This is a genomic window from Burkholderia sp. MSMB1078WGS (genome assembly GCF_001528895.1).
Lineage (GTDB): Bacteria > Pseudomonadota > Gammaproteobacteria > Burkholderiales > Burkholderiaceae > Burkholderia.
This window is the reverse complement of the sequence record NZ_LPDI01000053.1, coordinates 1-19,168: the sequence shown is the minus strand read 5'-3', so window position 1 is coordinate 19,168 and position 19,168 is coordinate 1. Positions and strand designations below refer to the sequence as shown.

The window sequence follows — 19,168 nt, the reverse complement described above, 5'->3', positions numbered from 1 at the left end:
CCGACGATCGATCACATCACGGACAACGCAGGGGACACACTGGTGCCGATCGCATCGGGCGGGACGACGAGCGACGCGACGCCGGTGCTGGATGGCAAGGGTGAGCCTGGGGCGACGATCGAAGTGATCATGGACGGCAAGCCGATTGGCTCGACCGTAGCGGACAGCAACGGTAACTGGACGTTTGAACCGACGAGTCCGATTGCCGACGGCAAGCATGAGTTCGAGGTCGTAGCGGTGGACCAGGCCGGGAACCAGTCGCAACCGTCGAACACGGTATCTGTGATTGTTGACACGACCGCACCGTCGAAGCCGACGATCGATCACATCACGGACAACGCAGGGGACACGCTGGTGCCGATCGCATCGGGCGGGACGACGAGCGACGCGACGCCGGTGCTGGATGGCAAGGGTGAGCCTGGGGCGACGATCGAAGTGATCATGGACGGCAAGCCGATTGGCTCGACCGTAGCGGACAGCAACGGTAACTGGACGTTTGAACCGACGAGTCCGATTGCCGACGGCAAGCATGAGTTCGAGGTCGTAGCGGTGGACCAGGCCGGGAACCAGTCGCAACCGTCGAACACGGTATCAGTAATCGTCGACACGAGCACACATCAAGTCAACGTGGTTATCGACCACATGAGTAAAGACAGTGCAACTGACGGAGACTTCGCCACGAATGATGGTTCTGCTGGTCGACTGATTAGCGGAAAAATCGTTGGAGAACTGCCGGCTGGGGGCATTGTCCAAGTCTCTACGGATGGTGGTCTTACTTGGGGCGATGCAATCGTTTCGGATAACCAGAGCTGGTACTTCCAAGACAATAAAGAGCACGCTTCTAGCTGGGAAATTTTGGTGCGTGCAGTAGGTAAAAGTGGAATTGAGCTGGGTAAAAACCAGCAGTTCGTGACACTTGATACGACAGTCTCCGATCCAAAAAGCATCGAATGGTCAAATGGCGTGATGGTTATCGAGCTTGGGGGGGATAAGCTGAATGTCGGATCAAAAATCATGGCAAACGTTAATGACGTGACGTACGAGCACATTCTCACCGTCTCGGAAATTACGTCCGGCGTCGCAATGTTTAAAATTCCGGCGGCCGATGCTTCTGCGACAGACTTCAATGCGGCGGTGGTCGATGAAGTAGGGAATATCTCAAAATATATTTATGTTGACACGGTTAATATTGAAGAAGATTTCAATGCTGCTGAAAAGACGCTCTTGAAAGCTACAGGAGATGCCGTCAACCTAGATCATTTCTCGCTGACCACTGTTAGGGATGTCGTACGCGTGCCCTATCAGTACTATGAAGATACCGGCTTTCCAAGCACTTCCGGATGGAAAACGGCTTACTATGCTAGTGTGTATCCTCAGGGAATCAGCGGACCAAACGGCATGGCGAGTGCAGGCGCTCAACACTCCATGTCTGATCCGCTAAAAAGTAGTGGCCTTGTTTTGACGACTGGAGCGATAAAGCTGGAGCTCAATGATGGAGTCACCGCAAATTCCTTCTCTGCGCATATCGGAGACCTAACTGCGGGTGGTTCGAACGAATCTTTGGTAATTCAATTTTATGATGCAGCGGGAAATTTGATTCACGAAGAGACGATCGTTACAGCAACCTACGGGATTGATTTTACTTACTCAGTCGATATGCCCGATGGGCTGGAGTATGCGTCAATTGTCTTCGATTCAAGGTATCTTGTTAAGCAGACAATTCCCGATAACGTTATGTGGATCGACGATATTGTCATCTCTAAGGGTGAGGGTTTTGCGTATAAGAGCTCCGAGATCGAACAGACGGTCTCCCGTCCCATCGATTACTATGCAAATGATGAGGGATCTATTTTTAATGTAGATGGGGTAGATCTAATCAAGGATGGCGCGAAAATACATGGCGGAGTCGGGGTTGATGAGTTGCGCCTGATCGGTTTGGATAATTTTGATCTTAATGAGCTCCGGCACAATATCTCATCGATCGAGGTTTTTAATATCTCAGGTTCGGGTAATAATGTATTGACGTTGTCTCTCGAGGATGTGTTGGAGCTAGGGGCGATGGACATTTTTCAGATTGATGGGCGCTCACAATTGATGGTGAAGGGTAATGTGGGGGATTCCGTTAACCTTTCGGACTTGCTTGCTGATGCTGGTGATATCGGAGACTGGGTGCAACACGCCGGGACAGTGACGGTAAACGGCGAAAAATTCGCCACTTACCAACACACTGGCGTGAATGCCGAAGTATTGATTCAACTCGGCGTAGAAGTATCAATAATCAACCATTGATTAAATTGGTCCGGCGCACATATGTGCGCCGGGGTATTTGGATGCCGTTTCCATCCTTATGGGTGGGTGAATGCGATGTATCTTTTTGTATAAGGCTATGATACGTAAATTCTATTTAAAGGCCGCAATTTTCGTGACTGTGTTGCTTGCTGCGAGGATCTTTGCTCCTGCAGTAGCCGCGCAATTTCAATCGGAAGCGGACGTATATCGGCCTCTCAATTCGGGAATCGATAATTCGGCGAAGGTCTCCGCCGCCGGAAATCGCGCTGGAAAGATATTTGGCGAGATATATACACCAGTTGGCAATGTTTCCGCAGATCAGGTTCAAATCATCTTCTATCGAACGCCGACAAAGCAATCGGGCGGGCACTCTTCGGCAAACGTCTATATTGATGGTCACTTTCAGACCTCCCTGTTATCGAACGGCTATACGGTTTTTTGCCTCAAGCCGGGAAGTCACACGCTCGGTGCATATTTGGACGATTCTCCGGAGTACAAGGGCAAAAGAATAAATCGTTTTGAGACTATTCTTAAGCCTGGCATGACTTATTTTTTAAAGGTGCGGGAGGATGGTGTAGGGGTGCCAATATCGATGTCTCGCACGAATGCGGAGATTGAATTAAGAGGAGCAAGAGCACAAGTCCATGCGTTGTCACGCGTGAACACCGAAATATGCCGAGAAGTGCAAGCGCCGGCTGAGCCGCGGTATATGGATTACATCTTGAAAGGGGATGTCCTGTTTCCCTTCGGAAAATCCAGTTACGACGACATCAATCCTGCGGGTCGTGAAGAAATCAGTAAGCTCGTTATGCAGATGCGCAGCGATGGCGTAAATGCTAGAAAAATTGAAGTGGTTGGTCATGCGGACCAGATCGGATCCGATGAGGCTGCGGATAAGCTCGGTCTTCAGCGCGCGGAAACCGTACGTCGCGCAATAATCGAAACGGGAGTGCCTGATTCTCAGATTCAATCCAGATCGATGGGTAACAGGGAGCCGATAGTGCAAACCTGTCGTGGCTCACGCCGAGAGATTATAGCCTGCTATGCGCCGAATCGTCGCGTCGTCGTCCGTGTCGATATGTCCGGCATGGAAGTAAAATAGTTGTCCGGTGGAAGACTTGAGGTGCTGTAGCCATATCGGTTCCTCAAGTCAAATATTTTGGAAGCTTCAGATTCATTCAATTAATTTTTATACGGTGTGGAATGTCAGCGATATCCGGATCGAACAGAAAATTGCCGCGGGCGGCCGTTGAGGTAATGTGCGCATTCATCGAGCTTAACGATATTGACCGGCAGGCGTTTAATAGCGCAATGAATGAATATCTGCTTTCTTCACCTATGAGGCGCCGGGAGTTGCTTGAATATTGGTGCAGCAATTCAGTCGATTGTAGAGGGGAGGGGTGCGGTGATGATTAATGGGCGGCGGCCATATCGCCGAATTATAAGCTTGAGCTATTCTATGTGTGCAGGAGATGAGTTCTCGGCCGGAAAGCACGCCATAGTTGAACTTAAGGCGCGCTCGTAATGGTGGGTCGACAAATTGTTTAGTTGGGAAATATTGAGTTTTCGTGGGTGAAATTGGCGGAATGCAGACTCACGCGGCGTGGGACAAAATGACGTGATTTCCTGGTCGTTGGATTGTTGAGGGAGAGAATAACTTTGACAAAAAAGATGGTTGCGCTCATGGCCCTATCAAGTGGTATATCGTTCATCGCGAGATGCTTCACGCGACCGGTGCAAATTCACTACTAATATGGTGGAAGCGCACTTGACGGCGGAAAAGGGTCGCCCTAACGTAGGCGCGGTCGTGGGCAAAGCGGCTCAAAAGCTCGGTACTGCGAGCGGTATCGCGTTGACGCGCACCTAAGGTGCCGGTGAATTGCACGCGATTTCTGCGGCGACGAGCGCGGATAATTTCCGCGCTGGCGAACGTGTACGGTTACTATCGGATGGCGGTCCCGCACGTGTCGTGCACTAACGGATTTGTGCAAAAGATTTGCATGGGGCACATTGATACTGATGTGACTCCTGGTATCAATCGAGATCAGTTATTTGTATATAGCGTTAATTTTCTTGAATTTCCTGAGGGTGACGTAAAGGCGTGGCTTGAAGGGGTATCAAGTGGGTTGTGGCGTTGGGTGCCGTATCTCGGAGATTCCGCCCGCGCATCACATTATTGGACCTTTATTTCATTAATTATATTTGTATGGAGAAAAGATTGACTTCTGAAGTTTGCCTTGTAAGTGAGCCCATGCAGGACTTAACTCCCTTCGTCGGCATGCATTTTATATATACCTACGCCAATGGCTGGAAGTATGAATGGTATGCACGTACCGAGACGAGCTGCGACTATCGCATTCACCACGGGCTAGTCGGTGGACGCTGGGTAACCAACCAACCGATCAAGGTCGTGCAGCTCGCGCAGGGCATGTATAAGGTTGATTGGCACGAGCCCACCGGTACCTCGGTCAGCCTTTATTTCGATATTGATCGGCGGTTGGTCCACGGTACGATTTTCTTCCCACGGTGGATCGCGGGCGAAGGCGGCCATCCCGAGAAGACGATTTGTTACCAGAACGACTTCATCGCGGACATGAACCGTTTCCGCGACGAAGGCCCGAGCTACCCCTTCGTCATCGTCTCGGAATTCGCGACGATTACGTTCATGGAATCGAGGGGGCGCGAGAATGACGAGGTCATTAATGCGGCCCCCGGACAATTGCCGGACGGCTTCCTCGACCGTACAAACTGAGCTCGAAGCGGACCAACAGGGGCGCGTCGTCCGGAGGCACCGCCTGTTCGAGCCCAACGTCAGTCCCAGGACACGCGATTGTGGTGGTCAGCCGGCTCATTACAGTATTGCTTAGAGACGTTTGGATCGGTCCCAGCGAGGTCGCAGTCGAAGCGGCGCGCCAGCATACTGTCGACCATCGCTCGTAATCATAACGCGCTGTTCGCGGCTTCCTTCCCCCCGTCGACTACGAGCCCAGCTTGATCTCCGCATGAGTTGCTGTACATGAAAACGAGGCAAGGTCAGTCTGCGCATGTTTCATGACGACATGCAGGCATAGCAAAATTCGACGAATGGCTTGTCTCGTACTCGTCGCCGGGAAGGGCCGGTGCGTGCGCAAAACGCGCATCCAATCAGACCGGCGGCACCTTTGTCGTGAGTGCGTATTCGTGAAAATGCACCCTCTCGAACTTACGATCATTGACATTGTGCTTCGTGCAGTTGCCTATACTGGCCGCCCCCTGTGGGCGCTGCGCTGTCGGTACGAACGCGAATGCTCCTTCTTCAACCGATATATATGGAGTCGAAAATGAATCTTTCTAGAAGGCTTGCGGCCGAGGTATTCGGCACATTCTGGCTGGTGTTTGGCGGGTGCGGAAGCGCCGTGCTGGCCGCCGCCTTTCCGGGCTTCGGCATCGGCTTTGCCGGCGTCGCGCTTGCCTTCGGCCTGACCGTGCTGACGATGGCATTCACGATCGGCCATATTTCGGGCTGCCATCTGAATCCGGCAGTGAGCGTCGGCCTGACGGTCGCCGGCCGCTTCCCGGCGCGCGATCTCGCGCCGTACATCGTTGCGCAGGTCCTCGGCGCCACGTTGGGTGCATTCGTGCTGTACCTGATCGCGACCGGAAAGCCCGGCTTCGACGTGGTCGGCAGCGGCTTTGCGACGAACGGCTTCGGCGAGCGCTCGCCCGGCCACTACTCGCTCGGCGCGGCGTTCATCTGCGAAGTCGTGATGACGGGCTTCTTCCTGTTCGTGATTCTCGGCGCGACCGACAAGCGCGCGCCGGCCGGCTTCGCGCCGATCGCGATCGGCCTGTGCCTGACGTTGATTCACCTGATCTCGATCCCGGTCACCAACACGTCGGTGAACCCGGCTCGCTCGACCGGCCCCGCGCTGTTCGTCGGCGGCGACGCGATCGGTCAGTTGTGGCCGTTCTGGGTCGCGCCGATCATCGGTGCGGTACTCGCCGGGATCGTCTACCCATTGATCGCGGGGCGTGACGATGCTGTCTCCGCGCTGTCCGCATCGGCTGGTATTGCTGAATAGGTCCCGGCATCCGTGTGCGCTTGCTCCTCGCCGGTGCAACATGGCGAGGGAGTTGAGCTCAACACCGGAAGTCGATATGAAACGAACCCACAGGTCGCGCAAAGAGCGGATCACCGAGGCCGTTCTCTAAGACTGACATGGCCCGAAGAAATCAGGCTGGTCAAATCCGGCAGCGCAACCCAAATCTTCGCGATCGTACATATCGACCGATGAACGCATTTCGAACTTTTGCGATGGATGGTGGGTTCGCTACGAGGCACTATTACGTTGCCTGTTAAGTGACCTCCGTCATTGGGTGAGAGAAGGGCGACCCCGCGCCCGAGTCTCTTAAAAGCGCACAGGCTTTTGTCCCGCCTCACCTGGCGGGATTTTTTTCTGACGGTTTTTCGTCGCGCTCCGATCCCCCGTACTGTCCATCGGAGTCTTGCGACGTTCGTTTCGCCATTCAGCCCGCCCGCGCGTCATTTCGCGAGCGTGGCATGTACACGAAATTCGATGGATCACGACGTAGCGTCCGAGGAGTGACGTAAGCGCTCGAGACGTACCGTCTGTTCATGAGGGCACGGCACCGGCAATCTGATTCCCATCAGATGTAATGGGTATCAGATTGATGAAGCCAGTGGTGCATGGAAGATGACCGGGATCGAGGAACTACACGAAGGAGTTTCGGGAAGCGGTTGCTGCAGAAGCGAACGATCCGAATCGCTCGATTGCCGAGGTAGCCCGTGCGCATGGCTTGAACGCCAATATGGTCGCGCAGTGGCGAAGAAGTTTGCTAGATGCGCAACGTGCAGCGTCGATACCAAACGTCGCGTTGCTGCCTGTTGAGGTGGTCGATCTGCCAGCAAAAGACGTCCCAAACCACGCTCTGGCGCAAACGCTGGATGTGTCGGCGAGCCAGGCGATACCGCCGGGCTGTGAAATCGAGATCGAGGTCGGCAAACGACGTATTCGTATCCGCGGTGTGTCGCAGGAGTTCGCCGAGCAGTATTTACGAGGCTGTCTGAAGTAATCCCGCCGAACACGCGAATCTGGATCGCAGCGGGCGTCACGGACATGCGTTCCGGCTTCAACTCGTTGGCCGCGAAGGTACACCGTGCTGGAGAAGGATCCCTACAGCGGGCACGTGTTCGTGTTCCGGGGTAAGCGCGGCGACTTGCTGAAATGCTTGTGGTGGTGCGACGGTGGCCTGTGCCTGCTCTCGAAGCGCCTCGAGAAAGGACGTTTCGCGTGGCCGCGCGCCGATGCCGGTGTTGTTGCGCTGACGACCGCTCAGCTCGCGCTCTTGCTCGAAGGTTTCGATTGGCGGCAGCCGATCGATGCAGCGCGCCCGAGAAGCGCATTGTAAACGTTCATTACGCGTGGAGAGCTTGTGGGCGGCGTCGTGTAAGCTCACCGCATGTCCGCTGCTCCCACCGATCTCCCCGACGACATTGAAGCGCTGAAGGCGATGGTCGCCAGCTTGCGCGAGCAGCTCTCGTCGCGCGCGATCGAGATCGAACATCTGCAGCTGACGATTGCCAAGCTGCGCCGGATGCAGTTCGGCCGGAAATCGGAGAAATTAGGTCGCCAGATCGGACAGCTCGAATTGCGGCTGGAGGACCTGCAGGCCGACGAAGGCGCCGCCGATGTGGCAGCCGCTCCCGAGGCAAAGCGGCCGCGCCGCGAAGGTGCGAGCCGCAAGCCGCTACCCGAACATCTTGAACGCGAAGAGCGCGTCCATCTGCCCGCCGATGATGACTGGCCCGATTGCGGTGGGCAGCTCAAGCCGTTGGGCGAAGAAGACGTCGCAGAGCAACTCGAATACGTCCGGGCGCACTTCCGCGTGATTCGCCACCGCCGCCCGAAGCTGGCCCGCGCGCGCTGTGATCGCATCGTGCAGGCCGCTGCGCCGAGCCGCCCACTCGATCGGGGCATCCCGGGTCCGGCGCTGCTCGCGCACATCGCCGTGTCGAAGTTCGCATACCACCTCCCGCTGCACCGCCAGGCGGTGATGTACGCGCGTGACGGCGTCGAGATTGATCCCGGCGCGATGGGCTACTGGATGGGTAGCATCACGGCGCTGCTCGCACCGTTGGTCGACGCCATGCGCCGCTACACGCTGGCCTGCGGTAAGGTGCATGCGGACGACACTCCGCTGCCGGTGCTGGCGCCGGGCAACGGTCGTACGAAGACAGGACGCCTCTGGGTCTACGTGCGCGATGATCGGCAGAGTGGCTCCGACGAACCGCCGGCGGCCTGGTTCGCCTACACGTCTGATCGCCGTGGTGAGCATCCCCAGCGACATCTCGCTGACTTCGCCGGCGTGCTGCAGGCTGACGCGTTCGCTGGCTATGCCGAGCTGCATCTCGACAGCCGCGTGCAGGAAGCCGCGTGTATGGCTCACGCGCGCCGGAAGATCCACGACCTGCATGCGGTGCGCCCCAACGACGTAACCAAGGCGGGGCGACGTGCGCAGCCGGCAGACGAAACGCTTCCGCCGGCGATCTGGCGGGGACAGTTGGACACGCTGGGGAAATCGGTCGATCGCATTAATAATGCGATTGCGCGACTGGATTACGGAGCGGTGGCGGGAGAATTGCATTCGATCAAGAGTGCGCTTGCGCTGGTATGCGAAACGGCCATCGTTCAGTGGTGTGAACGGATCGAGTTTATTTCGAGAGAGGGTCGTTTGCCCGCCGTTGATGAAATCAATGCACTCGCGGCGACCGCGCGCGGAGCGCCCGTCCGCCGTGTTCGAGAATTGCATCGTGCGAAAACGTCAGCGTCGCATTCGCTGGATCATATTCTGGAACGGCTTTCACGCCGGCCAGCGGAAAGTTACGCAAGCGGGGCAACCTGCGCTGGGATAGGTAGGCACGTGGATGCAGGAACAGCGACGACGGTATGAACCGATCCGGTCGGGGCGCGGAATGGCAGGCACCATTGGGTCGCATGGGCCTGACTTCGCGGGACGCGCGGCCTCTACCGGGCGAGGGGACGCTTGAGATTCGATTGAGCCGGGCTCGACGCGTCGCCGGATGCGGCCAGGGATACCCCCATCACGTACTTGACAAGATCGGTGTCGCTGTCGAGACCGAGCTTCTTCATTGCGCTTGTCTTCTGTGAACTGATCGTCTGCTTGCTCCGCTTGAGCTGCTCGGCGATCTCGCTCACGCTCAGCCCAGACACGAACAGCCGGACGACTTCCTCTTCGCGCATCGTCAGTGCGCCGCTTGCCGTATTGCGGGCTTCCATATGAATCTGCCACGCGACGTCCGAAATTGAAGGTGAAAAATACCGGCCTGATGCGAATGCCCCTTGGATAGCGGTCAGCACGTGATCAGTACTGTCCGACTTGCTGAGAATGCAGTGAATGTCGAGCTTCATCAGCGACCGGAGGGTGCCGGGATTATTCATCATCGTCAAAACGACGATGCGCGTATCGGGATAGCGCCGCCGCAGAAACGAAAAAAGCGTCACGCCATCACCGAATTCGCCACCGGGCATTGCGTAATCGGACACGAGCACATCGCAAGGATGCGTGTTAAGTGCTGCGACGAGTTCGGTTGAGTTCGATGCGGTCGCAACGACTTTGACGGTCGTGTGATTGGCAAGGGCGGCTACGATCCCGCTGATGATAGCGGGATGATCATCGGCAATCATGACCCGAATGGCGAATTGATCCATGTTCCTTCCGTATAGCTATCTGGGATCCCACTCGGTAATTCCGGACAATGCCCGTTGACCAGTCGAATGCTGCCTTGGTCGGCGGGATGGCGTTTCTGCACTGCATTGACATCGAGACTGTAGTTCAGTTGCCGATCGAAATCCATTGATCTCAGATGGAAGACTCTCGGACTAGTACGAAATGCATTCCACGATCTGACCCTAATTGATCTGCTCTAGAAATCCTGGATACAAATGAGTGTTAGTGTTTCGGAGGCAATTTTCCCAATAGAAACGGGAGGTTGGCGATGAAGCGCAAGCAATACTCTGTGGAGCAGATCGTGGCCGGGCTAAAACAGGCTGAGCTGGGCGTGCCGGTGGCGGATCTGGTTCGGCTTGCTTCAGGGCAAATGCGATCTGCTCTTCCGTAAACTTGCTCGTCTTCATGGCATGGCCTTCGTGTCCGCTTGGACACATCATGCCGAATTTCTCTACTTTTGCACCGGACTATTTCTTGGGTCAGGGTCATTGCCGTCGCGGGGCACGCGTCGCTGGCCCGCTCATTGGCGAGCGCCGCAGCGTCCGGTCGAATATCCTGGCGCCCGCTGGCCACGTCGCGGCTCGCGGGTCTGGGGCTGGGGCCGGCGACCGACTTTGCCGAGGCCTCCTTCCCCCTAGATTCCCGCCAGCTATAAAAATCCATCCCGTTTGCCAATATTGGGTAAAGGCTCGCTGTCTGGTTTAACTGAACCGTCGTCGTCGCTGTCCGCGTCAATAGATCTGTGAAAATCGCACTATTGAATTGATGTTGCGAAAATCTGGCCCTAGAATACATCCCCGGACCGGGTTTTCCCTCACGTCAATCGGAGAGCGTCACGATGAAAGCCAAACGCATACCACTTGGCCTGGCGGCCGTCTTGCTGTCCCTGCTGGCTGCGGCGGCGCAGGCGCAGACGGCGACCACCGGCACCATCAACTTCAATGGCAGCATTACTGACGTTCCCTGCGAGATCGACACGGCTGCCACCAGCAGCACTGTGCCAATGGCAAAGGTGTTTGCCAACGACTTCAGTGGTGTGGGATCGACCACCGGCACGACCGCGTTCCAGATCGTTCTTAAGAACTGCGGCGCTTCGACCACGGGTGCGACGGTGTTGTTTTCGGGCACTACCGACGCGACCAACACCACCGCACTGCAGACCACCATTGGCGGGGCGAGCGGCGTGGCCCTGCAGCTAGTGGACGATACTGGTACGCCGATCAGCATTGGTTCGAGCAGCAAGGCATACGCCATTGCCGAGGGAAACAACACGTTCAACTTCGCTGCGCGCTATATCGCGACGTCGGCCACCGTGACGGGGGGCGAGGCGAATGCCACGGCCTTGTTCGCGCTGACGTACAAATAAGGAGTCGTCACGCATGCGAGCCACCAGACTTGCATGCTGCCTTCCCGTTTCCCCGTTACGGCCACGACGCCGTGCGCTCCCTAAAGCGAGACAAATCATGCGTATGACTACCGTTTGCAATGTCGCCGCCGCCACCGCACTCACGGTGTTCAGTCTTGTATCCCATGCCGGCATCCAGGTTGGGGGCACGCGCGTCATCTTTGACGCGAAAGCGCAGGCGCGCGACACCTCCGTTGCCGTGCGCAACAAGGGCGAGACGCCCTACGTGATCCAGACGTTCGTCGACGACGGCAACGGCGTCACCCGGCGAATGCCGTTTACCGTCACGCCGCCGACCTTCCGCCTGGACGGCGGCAAGGAGCAGCTCGTAGGTATCCGCTACGTGCAGCGGGGCAAGGGGCTTCCGCAAGACGTCGAATCGGTCTATTGGCTCAACGTGAAGGAAATCCCGCCGACCGACAAGAGCAAGGCGGGCGTCAATACGCTCAAGATCGCCGTGCTGACCCGCATCAAGCTCTTTTATCGTCCCGCGGGACTCGCGGGCATGGCGGCCGACGCGCCATCGCAGCTCAAGTGGTCGGTCATGTCGAACCCGCTTGGCCAGGGCGCGGCGCTGAAGGTCAGCAATCCGACGCCATACCACGTGACCTTTTCGACGCTCGACGTCCAGGGTGCACAGAACGAGAGTATCAACGTGGATATGGTGAATCCCCGGAGCGACCTGATCATCCCTATTCCGTCCAGGGCGGTGCCCAAGGTGGGGGCGGTCAAATTCAGCTATACGACTATCAACGACTACGGCGCCGTGACGCCGGCGACAGAAGTGACGGCGCAGCCCGCCGGAGCGCCTGAGGTCGCACTGAAGTAAGCGTCGATGGTCCGGCGCTTCGTTATTGGCCACGACCTCCGCCGTGGGGCCGGTTGTTCGTGTATGCGTGCTACGGCGCTGGTGGCCGCGCTGCTGGCGTCATCGTTTGCATCCCATGCCGCAGAGCCGCTCGAGTTCGACCCCGCGTTCCTCGAATTGGGCGGCGGGACGGGCGGAGTCGACCTATCGATCTATGCGACGGCCAATCGGGTGCAGCCGGGCGTTTACCTGGTGTCCGTTTTCGTTAATGGCGACGCGGTCGACCGGCGTGAAATTAGTTTCCAGACCGACACCGCACATGACGGCGCGGCTGATGCCGCGCCTTGCGTGACCACGCCGATGCTTTTGGAGTGGGGCGTCGACACGATAGCGTTCCTTGGGCTCACGCAAGCCTCCGCAGAAACCTGCGTCGACGTCGCGCACAGTATCCCCGGTGCGCGCATCGGCTTCGACAGCTATCAGCACCGGCTGAACATCACGGTCCCACAGGCTGCGATGAAGCGCCGTGCGCGTGGAGCGGTCGATCCTACTCGCTGGGATCAGGGCATCAACGCCGCGTTGCTGGGCTACCAGTTCAGTGCCGCCCAGTATTCCGGCAGCAACTACGCCAATGTCAATTCGCGCAACAGCTTTTACGCCGGGCTGCGCGGCGGCATCAACTTGGGAGCATGGCGGCTGTCGCATGCGTCGTCGTTCATGCGCGGGCTCGATGGCCAGAACCGCTTCCAGATCATCAATACGTTCGTGCAGCGCGACATCACCAGCTGGACGAGCCGACTTCTGGTGGGCGAAGGGACGACGCCATCGAACATTTTCGACGGTTTCCAGTTTCGCGGCATACAACTGAATACCGACGAGACGATGTTGCCCGACAGCTTGCAGGGATATGCGCCCACCGTGCACGGCATCGCGCAGACTAATGCGCAGGTGACGATCCGACAGAACGGGTTCGTCATCTACAGTTCGTTCGTGCCGCCAGGGCCGTTCACGATCGACGACCTTTATCCGACCTCGTCTTCGGGCAACCTGGAAGTGACCATCACCGAGGCGGACGGGCATGTTTCCACGTTCACGCAGCCGTATTCCGCCGTGCCGATGCTGCTGCGCGACGGGGCGTGGCGCTACAACGTGACTGCCGGTCAGTATCGAGACGGCGTTTCCGGTTCGCATCCGACTTTCGGCATTGCGACCGTCGCGCGCGGCTTTCCGGGCGAATTCTCGCTATATGGCGGAATCATTGTGTCGGATGTCCATCAGTCGGCGCTGGCCGGCGTCGGCAAGAACCTCGGCGTCGTCGGTGCCGTGTCGTTCGACGTCACGCATGCGCGCAGTATGACCGACCTGGCAAACAGCCGCTCGGTGTCCGGAGATGCCATTCGCGTGCTGTACGCGAAGACGATCGGAGGCTGGGGCACGGACTTCCGGATGCTTGCCGACCACTATTTTAGTGCCGGCTACCGCGGCTTTGCCGACGCCGTGCAACTGCGCGACGGCACCGAACCCGCCGCGCTGGGCGCCAAGCGTCAACGGCTGGAGGGCACGGTCAACCAGCGGCTGGGGCGGTTCGGGTCGGTGTTTGCGACAGTCGTCGTGCAGACCTATTGGGGCAGCGCGGCGCGCGGCGATGTTTTCCAGCTCGGATACAGCGGGAACTGGGGGCGTGCCAGCTACGGCGTCTACGGCAACTACAGCAAGGGCAGCGGCGTGCCCTCCAGCTGGAACGTGTCATTCTCGATGTCGCTGCCGTTCGAAGTGTTCTTCGGCGAGTCCGGTGCGCGGGCTTTGGCGGGAAGCGGCCCGAACCTCGGCTATTTCGTCAGCCGGAACAACGAGAATCACGTCAACCAGCAACTGACGGCTACCGGTACCAGTGCCGACCAGCGCCTGAGCTACAGCGTGGGCGTTGCGCATTCCAACGACTCGAATGTGAGCGAGACGGCATCGACGAGCTACCTCGCACCGTTCGGCCGCTACGACGCGTCGGTCGCCAATGGCCGAGGTTATTCGCAGGCGGCGTTCACGGCAGCAGGCGGCCTGCTGTGGCACGGTACCGGCGTGCTGTTCACGCAGCCGCTCGGCGATACCGTCGCGGTAGTGGACGTGCCCAACGTCAAGGGCGTGCACTTCGAGATGCACCCGGGTGTGAGTACCAACCGCGCCGGCGAGGCCGTGATTCCGCATTTGAACCCGTACCGCATCAACCGTATCGTCGTCGACCAGCAGCGGCTGCCGCACGATGTGGAGATTCGGAATCCCACGACCGAAGTCGTGCCGACTCGTGCGGCCGTGGTACAGACGGGTTTCGATTCCGTGACCGGCCGCCGTGCGATGTTGACGCTCACGCGTCCGGATGGCACGCCGCCGCCGCAGGGCGCGACGGTGGAGAACGGCGCTGGGCAGGCATTGGGCATCGTCGGCATTGACGGCGAGGCATTCGTTGCCGGTTTGCCGGACCTGAACGGGGAAGTCGTCGTGCGCTGGGGAGCGGATCGGCTCGACCGGTGCGATGCGCGCTACACGCTGCCGCAACGCACGATACACGACGCGTATCCGGAGGTGGAGGCGATATGCAAATGAAACGCGCAACACGCAGGTTCTCCCGCGTTGCGTTGGCGGCGATGTGCGGCGCTTGGCTACTGCTTTCGATGGTACCGGCCGGTGTGCGGGCGGCGAACTGCGAAGGCGACAAGACGCTCGTCACACTGCCGTCGATCGCGGTCGCGTCCGATGCGCCAGTGGGGTCCGTCCTGTGGAGTCAGAAGGGCATTGCGTTCAGCACACACTGCGGAACCTGGTGGCTCGATACCAGCAACATCTATTTGTGGCGTGCGGATCTCGTTTCCACGCTCCAGCAGTACGGGCTGACGTTCTGGCTTACTTACGCGGGGATAGGCGGCAATACCGCGCTACAGATCAAGAATCCGATGGTGGTCGACCTTGGCGGGTCGAGCGGCTACGCCAGTGGGACGGTCGACTTGGAACTTCGCAAGACGGCCAATACGCCGTCCACAGGGACCGTGACCGCGGCTGACATCCCCGCATTCTTTCTGGACAGCAATACGAACTATCATAAAGGATCGCACTACATCCGCGGCCTGACGAACATCAGCTTCGTCTCGTACACCTGCGATATCGACACAGGCTCGCGCAGCATTGTCGTCTCGCTCGGTGCGGTGCGTGTCGACCGCTTCTCCGGAGTTGGCTCTACTTATGGTGACCGGTCATTCAACATCGGCCTGACGTGCACACAGCCTGCCGGCACGTATAACGTTGCGGTCCGGTTCAGTGCCCAGGCCGACAGTTCCGGCGCGGCGGGCGTGCTTGCCATCACGCAAAGTTCGGAATCGGCAGCCGGCGTCGGCATCCAACTGCTGATGAACGGTTTGCCGGTGACCTTCGGCACCGTGCTCGACGTCGGCAGCGCGACGGCCGGCGCCACGCTTTCGATCCCGATGACGGCAAGGTATTACCAGACGGGAGGCGTTATCACGCCCGGGACGGCGAATGGCATCGCCACTTTCACGATCAGCTACAAGTAACGCATCCGGGGTGGACAAGCACGCACGGCGGTGCACGGTGTGCGGTCGTGTTGCGCCAAAATTTCGGAGAACTTCGATATCGGCCTGAAACGCTCGCCTGTAATGTCATGAGCGGCAAATAGTCATGCAGCCCTGCGCCGATTCCAATCAGCGCATGTCATGTCCAGTGGCTGGTCGACGGTGTGTGGCTGGGATCCCGCTCGCACGGCCGGATCGTTGGCGATCACTTACCCATTGCCCAACCGAACCGTCATGAAAACCGTCGTGCTGATACTCGTGGTCGCCCTGGCCTGGTGCACCTCCTTATCCAAACCATCGGCTGATGTCTACTCCGTCGAATCCGAGCGCGGTGTTCAGCAATACGGAATCATCTGTTCGGGCTCGTTGGGAGGATGGAAGGCCTGTTCGCGCCGGGCGGCGCAGGTTTGTGATGGGAAAGAGGCCAAGGTCCTGAGTGTAAAAGAACGCGGTGCCATTGTATTCACCTGCGAAGCAGCGTAACGCGTCGCGGGTGCGCGGCAATATGTGGGTTATCACAGGGATGGCATCCTCGACGCGAGCGGCCCTCGCGGCGGCACGCTCGACCGCATGGTGTTACGTTTCAATATGGCAGGCAAGCCCGCTCTGACATACATCGTCGCGCCGCCTATGCTGTTGGCTGAGGACGTCATTCTGGCAGCTGACGCACTGTTCGATTTCGAGCGGGCAGACCTCGAGCCGGTCGACGGGCGGAATTTGGATAATGTGATCGGCGACGACCCCGGCAAGCGATTCTGCATCGTGCAAGTATTCGCCTACACTGATTCTGCCGGCCCGAGTGCTCCAACAATACGCTTTCGGCGCGCCCTGCGCGTAGCGTGACGAATACCTGCGCGAGCGGGGCTGCGATCAGATCGCTTCGTCGTCAGACTGGGGAAGTCGAACCCCGTCGCATCCAGAGCGTCGGAAGCGGCCGTGCAGACCGGCGGCCCGAAATCGTTATCGAGCATCGCTGAAGTCTCGCCTACATGACGGACAGCCACGGCGCGGTCGAGCCCGAGATTAGCTGCGGGTGCGATGCCGTCGCCTTCGCGCAAATAGCCAGGAAATCTCGCCGCAGACGGTATTCCAGGCTATCAGGCTGCACTGTGACCAGCGCCGGCAAAAAAGCGCTCAGTAGTTTGAGAGCCTGATTTGCTGGTCGGTCAACCGGATTTAACAAGATTTAAAAGAATGAGCGAGAAGCAATATGATCGATGCGGTAAAAACTGCTGATTAAGTTAAGTAATACAAATTCATTTCGTGTGCGAGTGACCCGTGTTGAATGGATCACCAGGCGCAGCCCGTCCCACGCTTGGTCGGAGCAATCCGCCCGACCTTGTCGAACTGTGTCGTACTAAGCTTTCGAACTATTACGATATTTTCATTGTACTTATCTCTGTATCTTGAGAGCTGGGTTTCGTAGGTTCGGGTGGAAGAAATCGGGCCAGTGAGTCTTTGATCAATTCGACTTGACGGTTGAGTTATCGATTTCTTCCTAGATTTGGCGGTGTCCCCCCATTAGGTACGAGTTTTCTGAGTCTTCTATATACATAGGTTTACTAAATAAATATCGATAGGAGTTGTGCATGAACAAGATTTACAAAACGGTGTGGCGCGAATCGACGCGTACGTGGGTAGCAACATCGGAGCATGCAGTGGGGCGCGGCGGCCGCACCTCGAGCGTCATGGAAGCTGCTGGCGGACTGATGAAATTGTTCAAGCTCTCGATTCTGGGCGGTGCATCGCTGGTCGCAATGGGCGTGGTCGGACCGTTTGCCGGGGAGGCAATGGCTGCGAATAACGCCGGCGTATGCTTGACGTACGACGGTAGCAGCTCGAATTACGCAGCCACTGGTTTGTTCGCTAATGGTTGTATTTCGGCCGGTTGGGTACAAGGCATGGTCGTGGGCAGCAAGACGAACTGGGTAGGGTTGACTGCGGACGACACGCAGTTGGTTCTCGACGGCAGTGCGGGGAGCATTTATTTCCGGACGGGTGGCATCAATGGAAACGTGTTGACAATGTCGAATGCGTCCGATGGCGTATTGCTCAGTGGCCTTGCTGCCGGTGCCAAGTCGACCGATGCCGTCAATATGTCCCAGTTGACCTCGTTGTCGACGTCGACGTCGGCCAGCATCACTTCGCTTTCGACTTCGACAGCATCCGGCCTTGCTTCGCTTTCGACGAGCATGCTTTCGCTTGGCGTGGGTGTTGTCGAACAAAATGCGACGACCGGAGCGATTACGGTCGGTGCTAAATCGCCGGGTCAGACGGTGGATTTCGCGGGTGGCCAGGGCGCGCGTACGCTGACGGGCGTTGCCGCCGGCGTCAGCGGTTCGGATGCGGTCAATGTCAGCCAACTGACGTCGCTGGCGACGAGCACGACGACGGGACTGTCCACAGTCACTGATGGCATCGCATCGTTGTCGACTTCGCTGCTCGGCACTACAGACAATGTAACGTCACTGTCGATGAGCACGACGACGGGACTGTCAACAGTCACCGATGGCATCGCATCGTTGTCGACTTCGCTGCTCGGCACTACAGACAATGTAACGTCACTGTCGACGACCCTCAGCACGGTCAATGCGAATCTGGCTGGCCTGCAGACATCGATGGGTAATGTCGTGTCCTATGACGATTCCTCGAAGTCGACGATCACCTTCGGCGGTGTCGGCGTCACGACGCCCGTTCTTCTGACGAACGTGGCGTCGGGAAAGATTTCCGCGGCCAGCACGGATGCTGTCAATGGTTCGCAGCTTTACGCGTTCCAGCAGGAGTTCTCGCAGCAGTACGATCTGCTGACGTCCCAAGTCTCGTCACTCAGCACCTCGGTGTCGGATCTGCAAGGCAGCAGCGCGTCAAACGCGGGAACTGCATCGGGTACTAACAGCACCGCGAGCGGCGATAACGCGAGCGCGTCGGGCGGCAACAGCACGGCCAATGGTGCAAACTCGACCGCCTCGGGTGAGAACAGCACGGCGAACGGTACGAACGCGTCGGCGAGCGGCGAGAACAGCACGGCGACGGGCACGGACTCGGCGGCGTCGGGCGGCAACAGCACGGCCAATGGTGCAAACTCGACCGCCTCGGGTGAGAACAGCACGGCGAACGGTACGAACGCGTCGGCGAGCGGCGAGAACAGCACGGCGACGGGCACGGACTCGGCGGCGTCGGGCGGCAACAGCACGGCCAATGGTGCAAACTCGACCGCCTCGGGTGAGAACAGCACGGCGAACGGTACGAACGCGTCGGCGAGCGGCGAGAACAGCACGGCGACGGGCACGGACTCGGCGGCGTCGGGCGGCAACAGCACGGCCAATGGTGCAAACTCGA

The 19,168-nt window shown here is 58.3% G+C and carries 14 protein-coding genes and 2 pseudogenes; 15 read left to right on the top strand and 1 reads right to left on the bottom strand.

Translation table 11 applies throughout. The features are described 5' to 3' along the window. The 7 genes and pseudogenes from WT24_RS15405 to WT24_RS15380 all read left to right on the top strand — a co-directional run. Nucleotides 1–2,289, top strand: a 2,289-nt coding sequence (locus WT24_RS15405) for an Ig-like domain-containing protein (protein ID WP_257127494.1), incomplete at its 5' end; no start/stop codon positions are given. Between the two features lie 133 nt (nt 2,290–2,422). Continuing rightward, complete coding sequence (locus WT24_RS32855; protein WP_179949353.1) at nt 2,423–3,391, top strand: OmpA family protein; 969 nt, start codon at nt 2,423–2,425, stop codon at nt 3,389–3,391. A 1,116-nt stretch (nt 3,392–4,507) separates the two neighbouring features. Further along, the gene (locus tag WT24_RS15395) at nt 4,508–5,041 is read left to right on the top strand and encodes a phenolic acid decarboxylase (RefSeq protein ID WP_257127493.1); all 534 of its coding nucleotides are present in this window, start codon (nt 4,508–4,510) and stop codon (nt 5,039–5,041) included. Nucleotides 5,042–5,609: 568 nt separating this feature from the next. After that, nucleotides 5,610–6,350, top strand: a complete 741-nt coding sequence (gene aqpZ / locus WT24_RS15390) for an aquaporin Z (protein ID WP_060034546.1) — start codon at nt 5,610–5,612, stop codon at nt 6,348–6,350. Nucleotides 6,351–7,086: 736 nt separating this feature from the next. After that, complete coding sequence (locus WT24_RS32850) at nt 7,087–7,362, top strand: hypothetical protein (protein WP_082742185.1); 276 nt, start codon at nt 7,087–7,089, stop codon at nt 7,360–7,362. Between the two features lie 84 nt (nt 7,363–7,446). Beyond that, nucleotides 7,447–7,698: an IS66 family insertion sequence element accessory protein TnpB gene (gene tnpB / locus WT24_RS15385; protein WP_373557236.1), complete on the top strand. Its 252-nt coding sequence runs from the start codon at nt 7,447–7,449 to the stop codon at nt 7,696–7,698. A gap of 51 nt (nt 7,699–7,749) precedes the next feature. Beyond that, nucleotides 7,750–8,788 (top strand): annotated as a pseudogene (locus WT24_RS15380) (IS66 family transposase); the annotation flags it as partial. A 526-nt stretch (nt 8,789–9,314) separates the two neighbouring features. Here the strand turns inward: WT24_RS15380 and WT24_RS15375 are convergent. After that, the gene (locus tag WT24_RS15375) at nt 9,315–10,019 is read right to left on the bottom strand and encodes a response regulator transcription factor (RefSeq protein WP_060034536.1); all 705 of its coding nucleotides are present in this window, start codon (nt 10,017–10,019) and stop codon (nt 9,315–9,317) included. A 287-nt stretch (nt 10,020–10,306) separates the two neighbouring features. On the opposite strand from WT24_RS15375, the gene WT24_RS35305 reads away from it, so the two are divergent. The 8 genes and pseudogenes from WT24_RS35305 to bpaC all read left to right on the top strand — a co-directional run. Continuing rightward, entirely contained in the window at nt 10,307–10,429 is a 123-nt protein-coding gene (locus WT24_RS35305) for a hypothetical protein (protein ID WP_257127495.1), read from the top strand. Between the two features lie 447 nt (nt 10,430–10,876). Beyond that, nucleotides 10,877–11,404: a fimbrial protein gene (locus tag WT24_RS15370; RefSeq protein WP_060034533.1), complete on the top strand. Its 528-nt coding sequence runs from the start codon at nt 10,877–10,879 to the stop codon at nt 11,402–11,404. A 97-nt stretch (nt 11,405–11,501) separates the two neighbouring features. Further along, on the top strand, nt 11,502–12,272 hold the full coding sequence (locus tag WT24_RS15365; protein WP_060034531.1) for a molecular chaperone: 771 nt from the start codon (nt 11,502–11,504) through the stop codon (nt 12,270–12,272). Nucleotides 12,273–12,335: 63 nt separating this feature from the next. Further along, on the top strand, nt 12,336–14,849 hold the full coding sequence (locus tag WT24_RS15360) for a fimbria/pilus outer membrane usher protein (RefSeq protein WP_060034528.1): 2,514 nt from the start codon (nt 12,336–12,338) through the stop codon (nt 14,847–14,849). Further along, entirely contained in the window at nt 14,840–15,811 is a 972-nt protein-coding gene (locus WT24_RS15355; RefSeq protein WP_060034524.1) for a fimbrial protein, read from the top strand. The genes WT24_RS15360 and WT24_RS15355 overlap by 10 nt, the downstream gene beginning before the upstream one ends. A 252-nt stretch (nt 15,812–16,063) precedes the next feature. After that, nucleotides 16,064–16,312: a hypothetical protein gene (locus WT24_RS34380; RefSeq protein ID WP_156441805.1), complete on the top strand. Its 249-nt coding sequence runs from the start codon at nt 16,064–16,066 to the stop codon at nt 16,310–16,312. 24 nt (nt 16,313–16,336) lie between these two features. Then, nucleotides 16,337–16,672, top strand: coding sequence for a hypothetical protein (locus tag WT24_RS15350; RefSeq protein WP_156441804.1), 336 nt, complete (start codon nt 16,337–16,339; stop codon nt 16,670–16,672). 746 nt (nt 16,673–17,418) lie between these two features. After that, nucleotides 17,419–19,168 (top strand): annotated as a pseudogene (gene bpaC, locus WT24_RS32845) (trimeric autotransporter adhesin BpaC); the annotation flags it as partial.

Bases quoted from the DNA above. Each gene is read 5' to 3' on its own strand.
- aqpZ (WP_060034546.1), top strand. From the start codon at position 5,610: ATGAATCTTTCTAGAAGGCTTGCGGCCGAGGTATTCGGCACATTCTGG.
- WT24_RS15375 (WP_060034536.1), bottom strand. From the start codon at position 10,019: ATGGATCAATTCGCCATTCGGGTCATGATTGCCGATGATCATCCCGCT.
- WT24_RS35305 (WP_257127495.1), top strand. From the start codon at position 10,307: ATGAAGCGCAAGCAATACTCTGTGGAGCAGATCGTGGCCGGGCTAAAA.
- WT24_RS15370 (WP_060034533.1), top strand. From the start codon at position 10,877: ATGAAAGCCAAACGCATACCACTTGGCCTGGCGGCCGTCTTGCTGTCC.
- WT24_RS15365 (WP_060034531.1), top strand. From the start codon at position 11,502: ATGCGTATGACTACCGTTTGCAATGTCGCCGCCGCCACCGCACTCACG.
- WT24_RS15360 (WP_060034528.1), top strand. From the start codon at position 12,336: ATGCGTGCTACGGCGCTGGTGGCCGCGCTGCTGGCGTCATCGTTTGCA.
- WT24_RS15355 (WP_060034524.1), top strand. From the start codon at position 14,840: ATGCAAATGAAACGCGCAACACGCAGGTTCTCCCGCGTTGCGTTGGCG.
- WT24_RS34380 (WP_156441805.1), top strand. From the start codon at position 16,064: ATGAAAACCGTCGTGCTGATACTCGTGGTCGCCCTGGCCTGGTGCACC.